The sequence below is a fragment of the Kineosporia corallincola genome, from assembly GCF_018499875.1.
Classification (GTDB): Bacteria; Actinomycetota; Actinomycetes; order Actinomycetales; family Kineosporiaceae; genus Kineosporia; species Kineosporia corallincola.
In genome coordinates this window covers 197,662-214,672 of the sequence record NZ_JAHBAY010000016.1, presented here as the reverse complement: position 1 = coordinate 214,672, position 17,011 = coordinate 197,662, and the positions used below count along the sequence as shown (strand labels likewise).

At 72.7% G+C, this 17,011-nt stretch carries 14 protein-coding genes; 4 read left to right on the top strand and 10 right to left on the bottom strand.

Annotated elements, in window-relative coordinates; genetic code table 11:
* Positions 1-70 precede the first annotated feature (70 nt).
* The 3 genes from KIH74_RS30770 to KIH74_RS30760 form a co-directional block, all read right to left on the bottom strand.
* A complete protein-coding gene (locus KIH74_RS30770) occupies positions 71-862 on the bottom strand; it encodes a sulfite exporter TauE/SafE family protein (RefSeq protein WP_214159907.1) in 792 nt (263 codons plus the stop codon).
* 98 nt (positions 863-960) lie between these two features.
* Positions 961-2,622, bottom strand: a complete 1,662-nt coding sequence (locus KIH74_RS30765; RefSeq protein ID WP_214159906.1) for an LCP family protein — start codon at positions 2,620-2,622, stop codon at positions 961-963.
* Positions 2,623-2,977: 355 nt separating this feature from the next.
* Positions 2,978-4,366: an MFS transporter gene (locus tag KIH74_RS30760; RefSeq protein WP_214159905.1), complete on the bottom strand. Its 1,389-nt coding sequence runs from the start codon at positions 4,364-4,366 to the stop codon at positions 2,978-2,980.
* Positions 4,367-4,467: 101 nt separating this feature from the next.
* Between KIH74_RS30760 and KIH74_RS30755 the strand changes: the two genes are divergently transcribed.
* Positions 4,468-5,364: a helix-turn-helix domain-containing protein gene (locus KIH74_RS30755; RefSeq protein WP_214159904.1), complete on the top strand. Its 897-nt coding sequence runs from the start codon at positions 4,468-4,470 to the stop codon at positions 5,362-5,364.
* Positions 5,365-5,406: 42 nt separating this feature from the next.
* On the opposite strand, the gene KIH74_RS30750 is transcribed toward KIH74_RS30755, so the two are convergent.
* Both KIH74_RS30750 and KIH74_RS30745 read right to left on the bottom strand, forming a co-directional pair.
* Positions 5,407-6,111 (bottom strand): maleylpyruvate isomerase N-terminal domain-containing protein, encoded by a 705-nt coding sequence (locus KIH74_RS30750; RefSeq protein ID WP_214159903.1) that lies wholly within the window; start codon positions 6,109-6,111, stop codon positions 5,407-5,409.
* Positions 6,112-6,132: 21 nt separating this feature from the next.
* Complete coding sequence (locus KIH74_RS30745; RefSeq protein ID WP_214159902.1) at positions 6,133-7,917, bottom strand: ABC transporter ATP-binding protein; 1,785 nt, start codon at positions 7,915-7,917, stop codon at positions 6,133-6,135.
* Positions 7,918-8,147: 230 nt separating this feature from the next.
* Here KIH74_RS30745 and KIH74_RS30740 point away from each other — a divergent pair, with 230 nt between their 5' ends.
* Positions 8,148-8,543, top strand: a complete 396-nt coding sequence (locus KIH74_RS30740; protein ID WP_214159901.1) for a PLD nuclease N-terminal domain-containing protein — start codon at positions 8,148-8,150, stop codon at positions 8,541-8,543.
* Positions 8,544-8,634: 91 nt separating this feature from the next.
* On the opposite strand, the gene gap is transcribed toward KIH74_RS30740, so the two are convergent.
* Positions 8,635-9,630 (bottom strand): type I glyceraldehyde-3-phosphate dehydrogenase, encoded by a 996-nt coding sequence (gap, locus tag KIH74_RS30735; protein WP_281431535.1) that lies wholly within the window; start codon positions 9,628-9,630, stop codon positions 8,635-8,637.
* Positions 9,631-9,805: 175 nt separating this feature from the next.
* On the opposite strand from gap, the gene KIH74_RS30730 reads away from it, so the two are divergent.
* Entirely contained in the window at positions 9,806-10,459 is a 654-nt protein-coding gene (locus tag KIH74_RS30730; RefSeq protein ID WP_214159899.1) for a pyridoxine/pyridoxamine 5'-phosphate oxidase, read from the top strand.
* Between the two features lie 23 nt (positions 10,460-10,482).
* Here the strand turns inward: KIH74_RS30730 and KIH74_RS30725 are convergent, their stop codons facing one another.
* Both KIH74_RS30725 and KIH74_RS30720 read right to left on the bottom strand, forming a co-directional pair.
* Positions 10,483-11,331, bottom strand: a complete 849-nt coding sequence (locus KIH74_RS30725) for a calcium-binding protein (RefSeq protein WP_214159898.1) — start codon at positions 11,329-11,331, stop codon at positions 10,483-10,485.
* A gap of 147 nt (positions 11,332-11,478) precedes the next feature.
* Positions 11,479-12,426: a GlxA family transcriptional regulator gene (locus KIH74_RS30720; protein WP_214159897.1), complete on the bottom strand. Its 948-nt coding sequence runs from the start codon at positions 12,424-12,426 to the stop codon at positions 11,479-11,481.
* A gap of 141 nt (positions 12,427-12,567) precedes the next feature.
* Between KIH74_RS30720 and KIH74_RS30715 the strand changes: the two genes are divergently transcribed.
* Positions 12,568-14,868 (top strand): RCC1 domain-containing protein, encoded by a 2,301-nt coding sequence (locus tag KIH74_RS30715; RefSeq protein WP_214159896.1) that lies wholly within the window; start codon positions 12,568-12,570, stop codon positions 14,866-14,868.
* A 7-nt stretch (positions 14,869-14,875) separates the two neighbouring features.
* Here the strand turns inward: KIH74_RS30715 and KIH74_RS30710 are convergent, their stop codons facing one another.
* Both KIH74_RS30710 and KIH74_RS30705 read right to left on the bottom strand, forming a co-directional pair.
* Positions 14,876-15,607: a copper homeostasis protein CutC gene (locus KIH74_RS30710; protein WP_214159895.1), complete on the bottom strand. Its 732-nt coding sequence runs from the start codon at positions 15,605-15,607 to the stop codon at positions 14,876-14,878.
* Positions 15,608-15,799: 192 nt separating this feature from the next.
* Positions 15,800-17,008, bottom strand: coding sequence for an alpha/beta fold hydrolase (locus KIH74_RS30705; protein WP_214159894.1), 1,209 nt, complete (start codon positions 17,006-17,008; stop codon positions 15,800-15,802).
* Between the last annotated feature and the right edge of the window lie 3 nt (positions 17,009-17,011).

Here is a 17,011-nt window from a genome sequence, read left to right as displayed (position 1 = left end):
CCGCCGGCGGGGGGGGGGGGGGGGGGACCGGAAGGTCCCGGCCCGCCGTGCGTGCGGTCGGTGCGGCGTGTCAGCCCCAGTTCTCCACCCAGACGTCGTGACTCACCTTGACGATCAGAGCGAGCACCACGACCAGGAAAACCGTGCGGATGAACCGGGTGCCGCTGGAGACCGCCATCCGGGCGCCCAGGTAGCCACCGCTCAGGTTGGCCACTCCGAGCAGCACGCCCAGCCCCCACACCACCGACCCGGTCGGCACGAAGAACAGCAGCGCGCCCAGGTTGGTGGCGAAGTTGACGATCTTGGCCTTGGCACTGGCCTGGAGGAAGTCGTAGCCGACGATGCCGACCATGGCCATCACCAGGAACGTGCCGGTGCCCGGCCCGAGCACACCGTCGTACACGCCGACGGCCAGCCCGATCGCCACGGCCGCCCGGTAGTGCGCGCGCCCGGCGTAGCGCAGTGCCGTGCTCTGCCCCAGCGCGGGTTTCGCCAGGGTCAGGCCGGCCACCACCAGCAGCGCCACCACGATCACCGGCTTGAACACCGCGACCGGCAGCGCCGACGCGATCGAGGCCCCGGCGAAGCTGCCCACCAGGGCCACCGCGGCCATCGGCAGGGCGGTGCGCAGATCCGGTTTCGCCCTGCGGTAGTAGGTGATCGAGCTGGTCGCGGTGCCGAAGATCGAGCCCAGCTTGTTGGTGGCCAGCACCTGCACCGGGCTCAGGCCCGGCACCAGGAGCAGGGCCGGCAGCTGGAGCAGGCCGCCACCGCCGACCACGGCGTCGACCCAGCCGGCCGCGAAGGCGGCCAGCAGCAGGAGCACGAGGGCCTCCGGCCCCAGGTCGGGCGGGAAGAACATCACCGATCACCCCACCCGGTGCGGAGGTTCAGGCGATGCGGGCGGGGTGCGGCGTCGATGGTGCGTCCTTCGGTCGGTCCGGTGACGAGGACGCCACCCTAATCGTCCGAATCCTTCACCGTGGTGGCGGCCGCGTAGGCCTCGGTCGGGGTCATCGAGACGCCCTTGTAGGTGACCGTGTTGTAGGTGCTCACCGGCACGCAGCTGGACTTCTTCGCGTTGGACGCGTGCGAGTCGGCCAGGGCCGCCTTACGCGACTTCTTGGTGGTCTTGGGGTAGGTGTCGCCGGTGGTCCAGTCCTTGCCGAGCACCAGCGTCACCCCGTCCACCTCGGTGCTGCTGTCGATCAGCGACGACGGCACGTTGAGGTCGGCGGCCAGCTGCTGCGCCTTCTCCAGCTGCGCCTTGCCCTTGTACAGGATCTGCGTGCTGGCCTGGGTGCTGCCGGACGACGAGTCGGTGACCGCCTTGGTGTAGCCGAGATCCTGGAGCGCGGTGGTCATCTGGGTGGCGCGGCCGTCGACGGCGCTGCGGTTGCTCACCTGCACGGCGAACGCCCGGCTGACCGACTCGGTGGAGGTGGCGTCCACGGCGGCCGTGGTGGCCGCCGCGCTCGACGTCGCGGTGGCGGTGCTGGTGTCGTCCCCGTCACCGTCGGTCAGGGACTGGTCGGCGGCGATGGTGGCGAACAGCTTCTCCGCCGCCTCGGCCGGGATCACCCGGTTGGCGTTGTCCGGGTCGGCCGCCGTCTGCATGGTGGTGAAGGTGATCCGGTCGGTGTCCACCTTGTTCATCTCGGTGGCCAGGTCGGCCAGCTTCGAGATGCTGTTCAGGCCGTCGTCCACGGTCAGCGCCTTGGTCGCGGCGTCGGCCACCCCGTACAGCTTGGTCGGGTTGAGCAGCGTGCCCTTGTCCTTGATCGACTGGATCGCGCCGGACAGGAAGGCGTGCTGGCCGTAGGTGCGGCCGAGGTCGCTGCCGTCACCGAAACCGTGCCGGGTGCGCACGAACTGGAGCGCCCCCTCACCCTTCAGCGTGTGCTTGCCCTTCGACAGCTTCAGGTGCGAGTAGGTGTCGTACACGTCGGCGCTCACGCACACCTGCACACCGCCGGTGGCGTCGGACATCGCGATCACGCCGGAGAAGTCGACCATCACGAAGTGGTCGATGGTCACGCCGGTCAGCTGGTGCACGGCCGCCACCGAGCAACCCGGCCCGTAGGCCAGGGCGCCGTTGATCTGCCCGGTGCGCTCGGCCACCGACTGGCCGGTCTCGGCGTTCTCGCAGCCGGGCAGGTCGGTGATCGTGTCGCGCGGGATGCTCATCGCGGTGATGTTGCTGCGGTCGGCCGACAGGTGCACCAGCAGCTCGACGTCCGCGTTCGACCCGGTGTCGCCGCAGGCACCGCCGAGCTTGCAGTTCTCCTCGGACGAGCGCGAGTCGGTGCCGATCACCAGCACGTTGACCGGGTAACGGCCCTGCGCGTCGGCCTTCTGCACACCCGCGTCACCGGTGGTGCCGCTGTACAGGGCCGACGACGCGATGTTGGCGTTCAGGCGGCTGTACACGAAGTAGCCGCCACCACCGGTCGCGGCCAGCACCAGCACGGCGGTCCCGCCGATGATCTTCAGCCAGGGACGTCCGTGGCCCGCGCCGCGGGCATGCCGCACCGGGCGGTCGTCCTGGGGGTTCTCGCTACGGAACTGCCGTTCCTGCCGCGACTCCCGGCGCCCCCCTCGGGGGGCTCGGTCACGGTTCACGATCGGTCATCCGGGTAAGCACAACTCGGCACCACAGCCACATCATGGGTGACGCAGCCTGAACCGGACCTGAACCTCAGTATCTGTACGGCGAACTCACAGGCCGGTCACATGGTGACGCCGATCTCCCCTGCTGCCAGGCGGTATTCGGTCACTCCCGGTCAAGCATCCGTGACGCGTGTCATGACCATCCGCGAGTGGACGACGACGGGCCGTGAAAAACCGCCGTCGCCCCATCATTTCAGCACACGGGCCGCAGGGCATCCGGACCGCGCACCGTCCGCCCGGCCGGTCCCGCACCGTGACCGGCCGGCTCCGCACCGGGATGCCGGGCCAGGCCGGATCCGGTCTCCGCCTACACCCGGCCGCGGCGGTTCGTCGCCGGCAACACCACCAGAGCCAGCGCCACCAGCACCGCGGCACCGGTGAGGGCCTGGTGGAACTGCCGGGCCACCGTGGGCGCCCCGGCCGACACGGCCACCAGAACCGCCAGCCCGAGCGCCATCCCGAGCTGGTGGGCGGTGTTCAGCAGGCCGGAGGCGGCACCCGCGTCGGCCTGCTCCACCCCGGCGATGCCGGCGCTGGTCAGGGGTGCGAACACCAGCCCCTGACCGAACCCGACGATGGCCATCGGCAGGCCCACCGCCGGCAGGTAGGAGGCGTCGGCCCCGGCCTGGGCCAGCCAGAACAGGCCGGCCAGGGTCAGGGCGGTGCCGGCCGGCAGCAGCACACCGCCGGGCACCCGGCGCGAGATCCGCGGCAGCGCCATCGCCACCGCGAAGTTGACCAGCGTCATCGGCAGGAAGCCCAGACCCGCCTCCAGCGCGGTGAAACCGTAGACGTGCTGGAGGAACTGGGTGGTGAAGTAGAAGAACCCGATCATCCCACCGAGGTAGAGCACCCGCACCGCGTAGGCGCCGCTGCGCTCCCGGCTGCGGAACAGGCGCAGCGGCATGATCGGCTGCGCGGCCCGGCTCTCGTGCAGCACCAGCGCGACCAGCAGCAGCACCCCGAGCCCGAGCGGGCCGAGCACCCGCGGCGACCCCCAGCCGTGGCCCGGCGACTCCAGCAGGCCGAGCACCAGGGAGCCGAACCCGGCGGTGGCGCAGACCGCGCCGATCAGGTCGAAACGGCCCTGGGTGCGCGGTGTCTCGGCGAGCACCCGACGGGAGGCGACGATCATCGCGACGGCGATCGGGACGTTCACCAGGAACGCCGCCCGCCAGGAGACGAACTCGGTGAGGGCGCCGCCGAGCACCATGCCGAGGCTGGCCCCGATCCCGGCGGTGGCCGCGTAGGCCGCGACCGCCCGGCGCCGGGCCTCCCCCTCGAAGGAGGCGGTGATCAGGGCCAGCGAGGTCGGGGCGACCACGGCCGCGCCCACCCCCTGCACGGCGCGGCCGGCGACCATCCACCAGCCGGCCTGGGCCAGGCCGATGGCCAGCGACGCCAGGCCGAACAGGGCCAGGCCGGCCACGAACAGGCGCACCCGGCCGAGCAGGTCGCCGGCCCGGGCCCCGAGCAGGAGCAGGCCACCGAAGACCAGGGTGTAGGCGTCCTGCACCCAGGACAGCGACGCCGGGGACAGGTCCAGCCCGGCCTGGATGCTGGGCAGCCCGGTGAAGATCACCGAGTTGTCCATGAGGATCATGAAGTACGCGACCAGGATGACGGCCAGGACCGCGCGGGGGCGGGCCGTGGGCGTCGGGGTCCGGTGCGTGACCGTGGGGGCAGTGGCGTGCATACCGTCCAGTGAACGGCCGCGGTCGCCGGGCGAGGAGATCCTGCCGTAGCCGGTAACGGCATTACCTGTCTCGTGCCGCCCGGCCTGTCTACCGTGGGGGCATGGGTTCCACCGACCTCCGCACGCAGATCCGCGAGTTCCTCTCCTCCCGGCGCGCCCGGATCACCCCGGACCAGGCCGGCCTGCCCGCCTACGGCGGCAACCGCCGGGTCAAGGGGCTGCGGCGCGAGGAGGTCGCGATGCTGGCCGGGGTGTCGGTGGACTACTACGTGCGGATGGAGCGCGGCAACCTGTCCGGTGCCTCCGAGAGCGTGCTGGAGGGCCTGGCCGGCGCGCTGCGGCTGGACGAGGCCGAACGGGTGCACCTGTTCTCGCTCGCCCGCGAGAGCACGCCGTCCGGCCGCCCCCGGCGCACCACCGCGCCCCTCACCGTGCGGCCCAAGATCCAGCAGGTGCTCGACGCGATGCCCGACACCCCGGCCTGGATCCGCAACGGCCGCCACGACATCCTGGCGATGAACGCCATGGCCCGCGCGCTGTACTCACCGGTGCTGGCCGACCCGCGCCGCCCGGCCAACACCGCCCGGTTCGTCTACCTCGACCCGGCCGCCCCGGTGTTCTTCGTCGACTACGAGCGGATCTCCCGGGACTCCGCGGCCATGCTGCGCCTGGAGGCCGGGCGGCACCCCACCGACAAGGCGCTGATCGAGCTGATCGGCGAGCTGTCCACGCAGTCCGAGCTGTTCCGGCAGCGCTGGGCCTCGCAGGACGTGATGTTCCACCACAGCGGCACGAAGCGCCTGCGGCACCCGGTCGTCGGCCAGCTCGACCTGGACTTCGAGTCGATGGAGCTCGCCTCCGACCCGGGCCTGCGCCTGAACGTGTACACCGCCGCGGTCGGCACCCCGGCCGCCGACGGGCTGAAGATGCTGGCCTCGTGGGCGGCCTCTCAGCAGAACGCGCCCACCGAGCTGTTCCGGGCAGTGCCTGAAAAATGATGGACGACGAGGAGCCCGATCCACCTCACCGTCGTCCGTCATTCATCCCAGCGCCAGCCCTCGCAGACCGCACCCGGCCAGGTGCTCCCGCCCGGCCCGGGTGAGTGGGGCCCGGCCGGTGGCCCGCCGCACCAGCTCGTCCGGCGCCCACCCCAGGGCCACCGCCGCGGCCGGGTCGTCGAAGAGCAGCCCGAGCACCACCCCGGACGCCGCGCCGGTGAGCCAGGCCGGGCGGCCCACGGCGTCGGCGACGTCGAGACCGTGCACCGCCACCTCGAACACCCGGGTGACCATGAACTCGCTCAGCAGCATCGCGTCACCGTGCCGGGTGAGCACCACCCGGCCGGCCGGCTGTGCGGCGCAGGCCCGCACCACCTCAGCGGAAACCCTTTCCAGCTCACCGTTTCCAGCTCCGGGCACGCTCGCCCGGGCCGACGCCGTCCGTACCCGTTCCTGGTTGGCCCGGGGACTGAACCGCTCGTCAGCACGGTAGTAGGTGACGGCCGTGGTGTCCGCGGTCACGGCGCCCGGGGCCGCGACCATGCCGGGAACCCGCCCGATCACCGTCACCACGTGGCCCACCAGCTCCCGCACGGTCCACGGATCGCACCGCGTGGGGGCGTCCCAGCCCCTCACCGGCAGGGCCGCGAGCGCCGCCGCCATCGCCCGGGTCTCCTGCCCGAAGACCCGCACCACGTCGTCCACCGGCACCCCGTCGTCCACCGGCACCTCCGCGTTGCTCAGCACCGCCCTGTCCCCCGGCACCGCTCAGCCCGCCTGGGCCGCGTGCAGCGCGGCGTAGCGGCCGCCGTGGGCGAGCAGCTCGTCGTGCCGCCCGATCTCGGTGATCCGGCCGTTCTCCAGCACCACGATCCGGTCGGCCTGCCGGATGGTCGAGAGGCGGTGCGCCACCACCAGCGTGGTGCAGCCGCCCATCAACTGCGAGAGGGCCTGCTTCACCTGCGATTCCGACTCCGGGTCGAGGGCGCTGGTGGCCTCGTCGAGCAGCAGGATGCGGGGGTTGCGGATGAGCGCGCGGGCGATCGCGATGCGCTGGCGCTGACCTCCGGACAGCCGGGCGCCGCGCTCACCCACCACGGTGTCCCAGCCCTGCGGCTGGTTCTCGACGATGTCGAGGGCCTGGGCGTCGCGCAGGGCCTGGCGCACCTGCTCGTCCGGCACGTCGTCGAGGCCGTAGGTGACGTTGTCGCGGATGCTGCCCTCGAACAGCACCGGCTCCTGCGGCACCACCGACACGAACCGCCGCACCGTGCGCAGGTCGAGCTCCTGCATGTCGGAGCCGTCGAGCAGGATGCGGCCGCTGGTGGGGCGGATGAAGCCGAGCACCAGGTTCAGCACCGTGGACTTGCCGGCGCCGGAGGGCCCGACGAACGCGACCGTCTCCCCCGGCCGGACGTCCAGGTCGATGCCGTGCAGCGAGTCCACCACCGCGCCCGGGTGCCGGTGCGAGACCTCTTGCAGCGTGAGCTTTCCCGTCACCGAGTGCACCGGGCGACGGCCCTCGTTCTGCTCCAGGTCGGGTTCGGCGAGCACCTCGGCGATCGAGCGCACCGACTCCACGCCCCGCGCCGCCACCGGCAGCAGGCCGAGCAGCTGGATCAGCCCCTGGGTGAGCAGGGTGAAGTAGGTGGACAGCAGCACCACGTCGCCCGGGCCGATCGCCAGGGTGCCGGTCAGGGAGAACACCGCGGCCAGCGCCAGGCAGACCACGCCGAGCAGCTGCATGGTGACCCACGACATCGAGGCGGTGTGCCCGTTCAGCATGTCGAGCCGCAGCGCCTCGCGGCGCACCCGGTCGACACCGAACGCCACCCGGTCCTGGGCGGTGCGTTCCAGCCCGTGGGCCCGGGTCACCGGGATCAGCGAGGCCATCTCGCCGACCCGGGCCGACAGGCCCTCCATCTCGCGCCGGAACTGCTCGTTGCGGGCCCGGGAACGGCGGGCCACGGTCTGCCGGATCAGCAGGGCCAGCGGCACGGTGAGCAGGTACACCGGCAGGAACTGCGGCACCATGATCCCGGTCATCACGGCCGCGCCCGTCACCACCATCGTGGCCGACAGCAGCGGATGCGTGACCTGCTGGAGCATCAGCTCGATGTTCTCGACGTCGCGCACCACCTTGTTCTGCACCACGGCCGAGGTGGAGCGGGCGTGGAACCCGATCGACAGCACCTGGAGCCGGGCCGCCAGCACGTTGCGCAGCTCGGCGCCGGTGTCCCGCACCACGATCATGAAATTGCGGGTGTACACGAGGTGGTTCGGGTAGTTCTGGGCGAGCAGGAGCACGGCCAGGCCGAGCCAGCCCAGCACCGTGCGGGTCGACCCGTGCTGCGAGACCTGGTCGATGATCGCCGCGGTGATCACCGGGAGCATCCACATCGGGATCTCCTTGAGCACGAAGCTCCCGATCGCCACCGACATCCGCCCGGGACGGCGCGCCAGGAGCCCGACCAGCGAGCGCACGGGGTGCGCACCGTCGACCAGTTCGCCGGAACCAGGGGACTTTGGACGGGAAAGCGCTTGCCGCGACATGGCTGCCAAGTCTAGGTGATGGCTGTGCCCCGCCCCACCTCTCGCCCGGTGCTGTGCGTACGCGATGCCCCAGCACCGCAGTTGCCCGGCGTCACGCCCGGTCGGCCACCGTCGATCACCGGCCCCCGGCCGGGTGAACGACGGGAGAACCGGGAACCCGCCCAGCTGTGCGAAAGCTATGATCATCCGCCGTGGCCCGGCTCCCGGGCCCCGTCCCGAGGAGATGACCCGTGATCCGGTTCCTGCCCGTCGTCGTCGAGCTGGGCCTGCTCATCTTCTGCCTGATCGACTGCATCCAGACCGACTCGCTGCTGGTGCGCAACCTCCAGAAGGGCTGGTGGCTGCTGCTCATCCTGTTCTTCCCGATCATCGGGCCGATCGCCTGGCTGGTGGCCGGCCGCCCGCCGGCCTCGGCGTACCAGGGCGGTTCGGTGCCCTGGCGCTCCACGTGCACCGCGGGTTTCCCGGAGTACGAGCGACCGGCCGACCACCGGCAGGCCGCCGCCGCGATCGACGAGCAGCTGCGCCGCGACACCGAGCGCGTCGACCGGGAGCACGAGGAGGCGCTGCGGCGCTGGGAAGACAGCCTGCGCGAGCGCGAGCAGAAGCTGCGCGGGCAGGAGTAGCCCACGTGGCCGGGGCATCCGGTGGTGCCGTGGGGACGACGGGACGCCGCGCCAACAGCTCCCCGTCGTCCCCACGTGTTCCGGACCGGCCTCAGGCCGTGAGCAGCTCCAGCGTGTCGACCACGCGGTGCGAGAAGCCCCACTCGTTGTCGTACCAGGCGACGACCTTGACGTGCCGCCCGTCGACCCGGGTCAGGGCCGCGTCGAAGACGGCCGAGGCGGGATTGCCGGTGATGTCGCTGGAGACCAGCGGCTCGTCCGCGTACTCCAGCACGCCCCTCAGCGGGCCGCCGGCCGCGGCGCGGTAGGCGGCCAGCACGTCCTCACGCGAGACATCCTGCCGCACGGCCGTGTTCAGCTCGACGATCGAGCCGACCGGCACCGGCACCCGGATCGAGTCGCCGGACAGCCGGCCGTCGAGCCCGGGCAGCACCTTGCCGATCGCCTTGGCGGCGCCGGTGGTGGTGGGCACGATGTTCACCCCGGCGGCCCGGGCCCGGCGCAGGTCGCGGTGCGGGCCGTCCTGGAGGTTCTGCTCCTGGGTGTAGGCGTGCACGGTGGTCATGAAACCGTGCTCGATGCCGGCCAGGTCGTCGAGCACGGACGCCAGCGGGGCCAGCGCGTTGGTGGTGCACGACGCGCTGGAGACGATGCGGTGCCGCGCCGGGTCGTAGGCGGCGGTGTTCACGCCGTAGGCCAGGGTCACGTCGGCACCGTCCGAAGGAGCGCTGACCAGAACCCTTTTCGCCCCGGCGGTCAGGTGCGCCCGGGCCGCCTCGGCCCGGGTGAAGCGGCCGGTCGACTCCAGCACCACGTCCACGTCGAGCTCGGCCCAGGGCAGGTCGGCCGGGTCGCGCTCGGCCAGCACCCGGATCCGCCGGCCGGCCACCAGCAGGTGACCGTCGTCGAGCCGGACCGGCTGGTTCAGGCGCCCCAGCGAGGTGTCGTACTTCAGCAGGTGGGCCAGGGTCTGCGGGGCGGTCAGGTCGTTGACCGCGACCACGTCGAGCTTGCTGTCGCGCTCCAGCAGAGCACGCAGGGTGTTACGGCCGATCCGGCCGAACCCGTTGACGGCGATGCGGGTCATGACGACTCCTCTCCTGCTGCGTCCAGATCCGGAAGCCATTCTCTGGAATCGCTCCAGTCAGCAACAGTGGCCTGAATGCCAGTATGCGCAAACATCTCGCCATCGCTTTTGCCAATCCCCGCAAGGATCCCGCCAGGTCCCCGGCAGGTCGGGCCATCGGTTATGGTCTCGCCGCATGACGGAGATGAGGCAGTTCCTGCGCGGTCTCACGGTGTTCCAGGGCGACCTGCCGGTGTTCGACCCGGACCGGGCGCCGGAGCGGCCCGAGGTCCTGTTCGGGCAGTGGCTGCACCTGGCCGCCGGCGCCGGGGTGCGGGAGCCGCACGCCATGACGCTCTCGACGGTCGGCACCGACGGCGATCCCTCGGCGCGCGTGCTGATTCTGAAGAACGTGGACGAGAACGGCTGGCAGTTCGCCGTTCACGCGGGCAGCCCGAAGGGGCACGACCTGGCGGCCCACCCGGCGGCGGCCCTCACCTTCCACTGGCGTGAGCAGGCCCGGCAGATGCGGGTGCGCGGCCCGGTGAGCCCCGCCCCGGCCGCCGACAGCGCCGCCGACTTCCTCGCCCGGCCCGCCGTCTCACGCGCCGAGGCGCTGCTCGGACGGCAGAGCCGGCCGCTGGACCAGACCGGTGAGCTGACCCGGGCGGTCCGGGAGAGCCGCGAAAGGGTGCGACAGCAGCCGGATCTCGTGGAACCGGCCTGGACCCTGTACACCCTGCGGGCCGGCCGGGTGGAGTTCTGGCAGGGCGACACCGACCGCGAGCACGTGCGGCTGGAGTACCTGCGCGACGGCGAGAGCTGGCGCCGGCACCGCCTGTGGCCCTGAACGACTCCGGCCGGCGGCCTTTTTCAGCGCTGGACCACGACGTCCCGGCCCGGGCCGCCGGAGAGCAGGTCCTTGCCCAGGCCGCCGTGCAGTTCGTCGTTCCCGCTGTTGCCGTAGATCCGGTCAGCGCCGCGACGTCCCCGGATCCGGTCGTTCCCCTTGCCCCCGTGCAGCAGGTCGTCGCCGTCCCCGCCCTCGATCAGGTCGTCGCCCGCGTCGCCGGAGAAGGTCACCGCCCCGGCGTAGGCGTACAGCCGGTCGTCACCGTTGCCGCCCGACGCCGGGCCGGCGTCACCCGGGCCGTGCACCCGGATCGTGTCGTCGCCGTTGCCGCCGAAGAGGAAGCTGAGGTCGCCGCCCTGGCCGGTCTCGATCGTGTCGTCACCGTCCTGGCCGTACACCGAGGTGCCGTCCGGGCCGTCGTCGTCCTGCCGGGTGACCGCCCGGTCGTCGCCCGCGCCCAGCCAGAACTGGCTGGCGTAGAACCCCTGCCCGGACGGGTTGACGAACCGGAGGGTGTCGTCCCGGTCGCCGAGGTAGAACTTGCCCACGAAGGTCGGGTCGGTGTCGTCCGAGATCTCCAGCGTGCAGACGACTCTGGTGAGGTCCTTCGCCACCGGGTGGGTGCAGGGCCCCGCCTCCACGGCGATCGGGTGCACGTCGTCCAGCGTGTACACGTACTCGTACTGCGAGTCGGTCGCGGCCAGGGTCACGGTGAGCCGGTTGGCCTGCCCCGCGGCGGCCGTGTAGGTCAGCGACTGTCCCCGCACCACAACGGTGGACGACGAGACGGGCGCGGCCCAGGCCGGGACCGCCGGCAGGAACACCAGGGCGGCGAGCGGCAGAACGGATCGGCGCAGGCGAACGGTCATGTGTGGTGATGCTGGCACGACCGGGACCGGGCGCGGGCGAGTTCGGCCGGGGCACGCCGATCCGTGCGGTGAACGGGCCCTCACCCGCCGGGCGGGCCGTGCGCGCTCTCGAACGCCCGCGTGGGAGCGGCGGTCCGGGAGGGCGGCTCAGGCGGAGAACGTGTGCCGGTACTCGGTGGGCGAGGTGCCGAGGATCCGGTGGAAGTGCAGGCGCAGGTTCGATCCCGTGCCCAGCCCGACCCGGGCGGCGACCTCCTCGACGCCCAGGTCGGAGCGCTCCAGCAGCTCGCGGGCGGCGTCGATGCGGGCACGCAGCACCCAGCGCATCGGGGTGTGGCCGGTGGCCTCGGTGAACCGGCGGGAGAAGGTGCGCACCGAGACCCCGGCGTGACGTGCCAGGTCGTCGAGGGTCAGGGGGCCGGCCAGGCGCTCCAGCGCCCACTGCCGGGTGCCGGCGAACAGCTCGCCCACCTGTTCGGGGACGACGCACGGCAGGTACTGCGCCTGGCCACCACTGCGGAACGGCGCCGCCACCACCCGCCGGGCCACCTCGTTCGACAGCGCCACACCGTGATCGGTGCGCACCAGGTGCAGGCACAGGTCGATGCCGGACGCCGCACCCGCCGACGTCAGCACCTCGCCATCGTCCACGAACAGCACGTTCTCGTCCACCTTGATCAGTGGATGCCGTTCCGCCAGCACCCTGGTGTAGTGCCAGTGCGTGGTGGCCCGGCGCCCGTCCAGCAGACCGGTCGCGGCCAGCGTGAACGCGCCGGTGCTGATGGCGGCCAGCCGGGTGCCGCGCTCGCGGGCGGCCAGCAGGGCACCGACGACGGACGCCGGTGGCGCGGTGGTGGCCGGGTCGCGGTAGCCGGGGATGAAGACGGTGTCGGCGTGCTCCAGCGCCTCCAGCCCCTCGGCCACGTGGTACGACAGCCCGTCGCCGCCGGTCACCAGGCCCGGCGCGGCACCGCAGACCCGCACCTCGTAGGGCATCGTCGGACGGCTGGCGAACACCTGCGCGGGGATGCCGACGTCGAGCGGCTTGGCCCCCTCCAGCACGAGAACGGCGATGCGGTGGTTGCGGTCGCTCATGGCGTCATGCTCTCACCGTGCTCACCACCGGCGGGCTTCACCCGGACAGTCTCATTACGTAGCGCTATGGAATGACTACTCTCAGGTAAAACCTTCAACCGGGGTCAGCCCGGGCACCTTCAGGTTCGGGAGCACTACCCCATGCGCTATCGACGGTCACTTGCCGCTGCCGCCCTCGTCGTCACGCTCGCCACCGGAACGACCCTCCTGTCGGCCGGGTCCGCGTCCGCCGCGACGGCCGATCAGGGGTACCGCTCGAGTTCCTGGCTGTCGGACCTGTTCGACGCGATCAGCGAGGCGATCGCCCAGGCGTCCGCCGCACAGCGCCCCGGGCAGGTCGGCGGGCCGAGCGCGACGCCGGGCGACCGGCGCGTCGACCTCACCTGGCCGGCGCCGTCGTCGGCGCGCGCGATCACCGGCTACACCGTCACCTACACGCCGGCCGGGGGCACGGCCCGCACCACCACGGTCAGCGGGCGCTCGGCCGCGCTGACCGGGCTGGTCAACGGCACCGCGTACGCGATCACCGTGGCGGCCACGAACTCGGCGGGCACCGGCCCGGCCTCGGCCGCGGTGTCGGCCACCCCCTACACCGTGGCCGCCGCTCCCACCGCCTTGTCCGCCCAGCCGGGCGACGGCAGCTTCACCGCCTCCTGGAACGCCCCGGCCGACACCGGCGGCTCGCCGGTCACCGGGTACCTGCTGTCGTACGCCCCGGTCTCCGGCGGCAGTGCCGTGCAGGTGCGCACCGACCGGGCCGGCGCCACCGTGTCCGGGCTGAAGAACGGTGCCACGTACCGGGTCTCGGTGGCATCGGTGAACGCGGCCGGCACCGGGAGCAGTTCCGGCACGGTGTCGGTCACGCCCCGGGCCGTCGTCATCACCCCGTCCGCCGGCCCGACCACACCCACCGTCACGCCCACTGCCACAACCACTGCCACAACCACGGCCACCACCCCTGCCGCGCCCACGCCCGCGGTGACCACCGCCCCCGCGACCACCGAGCCGACCACCGCACCCACCACCACGCCGACCACCGGATCGACGCAGGCCCCGGTCACCCCGCCGGTCACGATCGCCCCCACCACCCCCACCGCGACGACGTCCACGACTCCCGCGACCCCGGCGACCGACGTCCCAGCGTCCACCGAACCGGCCACCACCGCGACCGGCACCCCCACCACCCCCGTCGCGGCCACCACCCCGACCCCCGCGGCCACCGCGACTCCGGCTCCGACGTCCACCGGTGTGGCCGGAAGTGACCTCACCACAGCCGGTTACAACGGCTACGGGCAGCTGCTCACCGGGGCCACCGACACCACCGCGCACGCCACGGCCACCGCCGTCTCCACCTCCACCGCCGGCCCGGCCGGCTCCACGCTCGACCCGGCCACGATCAGCGACATCTCGGTCGGCGAGTACGCCACCTGCGCCGTGGCGACCGGCAAGCTGTACTGCTGGGGCGGCAACACCGACGGTCAGCTGGGCGACGGCACCACCACGACCAGCACCACCCCGCTGCTCGTCGGTGGCCTGCTGACGGGCCGGACCGTGACCGACGTCGAGGCGGGCATCCACCAGACCTGCGCCGTCGCCGACGGAAACGCCTACTGCTGGGGCAACAACGCCAAGGGCCAGCTCGGCAACGGCACCACCACGAACAGCCGGGTGCCGGTGGCGGTCTCGACCAGCGGCCTGCTGGCCGGGAAGACGGTCACGTCGGTCAGCACCATGGGCAACCACACCTGCGCGCTGGCCGAGGGCCAGGTGTACTGCTGGGGCGAGAACCTGTGGGGCCAGCTCGGGAACGGCACCACCAACGACAGCCCGCTGCCGGTCGCGGTGTCCACGGCGGGCGTGCTGAAAGACAAGACCGTCACCCGGCTCAGCTCCGGCTTCGTGCAGAACTGCGTGATCGCCGACGGCAAGGCGTACTGCTGGGGCTACGGCTCCTACGGCGCGCTGGGCAACAACTCCACGGCGAACAGCTCGCTCCCGGTGGCCGTGTACCAGGCGGCCGACGGCCTGGCCGGCAAGACCGTCACCGACATCGACTCGCACAGCTACTCCACCTGCGCCGTCGCCGACGGCAGGGCGTACTGCTGGGGTTACAACAACTACGGCCCGCTCGGTAACGACGCCACGAACAACCGGCAGTACCCGGTCGCGGTCGACACCACCGGCGCGCTGGCCGGCAAGTCCGTGACCCGGGTGACCACCGGCTACGTCGAGGGCGGCCCGTACTCGGCCACCGGCTGCGCGGTCGCCACCGACGGCACGGCCGCCTGCTGGGGCACCACCAACACCTACGGCAACCTGGCCGACGGCACGGCCAAGGGCTCGATGACGCCGGTCGCGGTGAAGGCCACCGGGGCGCTGGCGGGACGGCAGATCACGGCCGTCGCCACCAGCGGGCGCACGACCTCGTTCCTCAGCAGGTAGCCGGGACTCAGCCGGTGGGCCGCAGGGCGGCGTCCAGCTCGGCCCGGGCCGCGGCCACCAGCTCGGGGTCGGTGTCCCAGTGCCCGCCGTCGTCCGAGACACCCAGCCGCACACCGGTTTCCCCGGGGACGGTGACGATGCGCTTGGCCGACAGGTGGATTCCCTCCACCCCGGCCCCGGTCAGCCGGCCGATGTCTTCCACCCGCACACCGCCACCGGCCGTGATGCCGAGTTCGGGTGCGGCCAGCCGCATCCGGGTGAGTTCCCCGGCGCCGTCACCGGCGCGGGCGGCGCCGCCGGAGCTGAGCACCCGGCTGATGCCGGAGGAGGCGATCGAGACCACGGACGCCGCGGGGTTGGCGGTGCGGTCGACGGCGCGGTGGAAGGTGACCTCCACCCGGTCGTCGGCCGCGTTCACCCAGCGCGACAGGGCGGCCTTGTCGACGGCGCCGTCGGGGGTGAGCGCACCCACGACGACCCCGGAGACGCCCTGCTCCACCAGCCGGGCGACGTCCCGGGTCATCAGCTCGACCTCGTCTTCGGAGAAGACGAAATCGCCCGGGCGGCAACGGATCAGCACGTGCACCGGAAGCCCGGCGGTGAGCACCGACTCGACCAGCCCGGCCGACGGCGTGAGGCCGCCCAGTTCCAGGGCACTGCACAGTTCGACCCGGTCGGCGCCGTGCGCGGCGGCGGCCCGCGCCCCGGCGGGACCGGTGACGGCGATCTCGAGCCTCATCGCCGCGGACCGGTTCGGCGGTCTGCGTGATCGGTTCGGGACACGCTGTTGACAAGCATCAGGAAAGACCGGCTCCTTCATTCAAAGACTTCTCGCACACTAGGTCCCGTCGGCGATACCGACAACCCGTGGGAGCCATGAATTGCCGGGAGCACACTCAGGAACCGGCTCCTCCCGGTGCGCCCGCGCCGCTCAGACCACCGCGCGCAGCACCTGCCCGAGACGGTGCGACGGGCCCCGGCGGGGCAGCGCCGACAGCCGGCCGGCCTGGGCGGGCAGACGCCGCGCGTTGCCGGCCACCACCGCGCGGGCCACGTGCAGGGCGGCGAGCTGGTGCGCGTCGAGGGCACTGTGGCCCGTGCCGTGCAGCGGCACCAGCACCGCGTCGGGCGCCAGGCGCACCAGCCGCTCGGCCACCGGCCGCGGCGTGCGCAGGTCGCGGTCGCCGGAGATCACCACCAGGGGACGCCGCAGACCGGGCAGGTGGGCGGGCAGGTCGAAGGGCTCGCCGCAGTAGGGGCGGCGCACGGCCGCCTCGGCGAACGGCAGCTGCGGGTCGAGCGGCCCGCCGTCCGGTCCGATGCCGAATCTCAGCTCGCCGTGCGCGATCCCGGCCACCAGGTCGGGTTCCATCACGTACGGCACGCCCCGGCCCTGGAGGTCTCCCTCCCCCAGCCGGCCGATCTGCCGCCACAGCGCCCCCGCGCGGCCCCGGCGCCGGGCCAGCAGCAACCGCAGCAGCGCCCGCGGCCCGGCGAACTCGAACATCACCTGCACCACCTGGCTGAGCTCGGCCATCGGCACCCCGGTGGCGGCCAGCCCGCGCACCGCCGCGGCCACCGCCGCGAGGGCCGGGTCCTCGCCGTCCCACAGCAGCCGACGCCGGTAGCTCCGGGTGACCGCGAGATCGTCCTCCACCGACAGCAGCGGCGAGTCCAGCACCATCGCCGCCACCCGGTCGGGGTGCCGCGCCGCGAACACCTGCGCCAGATAGCTGCCGTACGAGTTGCCGTAGACCACGGCACGGCTCTGCCCGGCCCGGTCCAGCACCGCCGCCAGGTCGTCGGCGGCGGCCTGCACGGTGACCGCCTCCACCGGCAGGTCGCCGCCCCGGCCGTCGCCGCGGGACAGGCCCACACCGCGGTGCTCGGCCATGATCACGTGCAGGCCCAGCCGGGTGGCGGTCGAGCGCAGGTTCGCGTAGGGCACCACCGACCCGAGCCCGGGACCACCGGGAACGATCAGCACCGGCAGCCGTCCCGGCGGCCCGGTGCGCACGGCCGAGAGCGGGAAGGTGCCGGAGCGGTCCGGCACGACCGGGCGCCGCACCACGAACCCCTGCCGTCGGGCCAGGGCGTGCGCGAGCGCGCCGACGGCCGTCTCCTGGAGCGCGCGGATCATCGG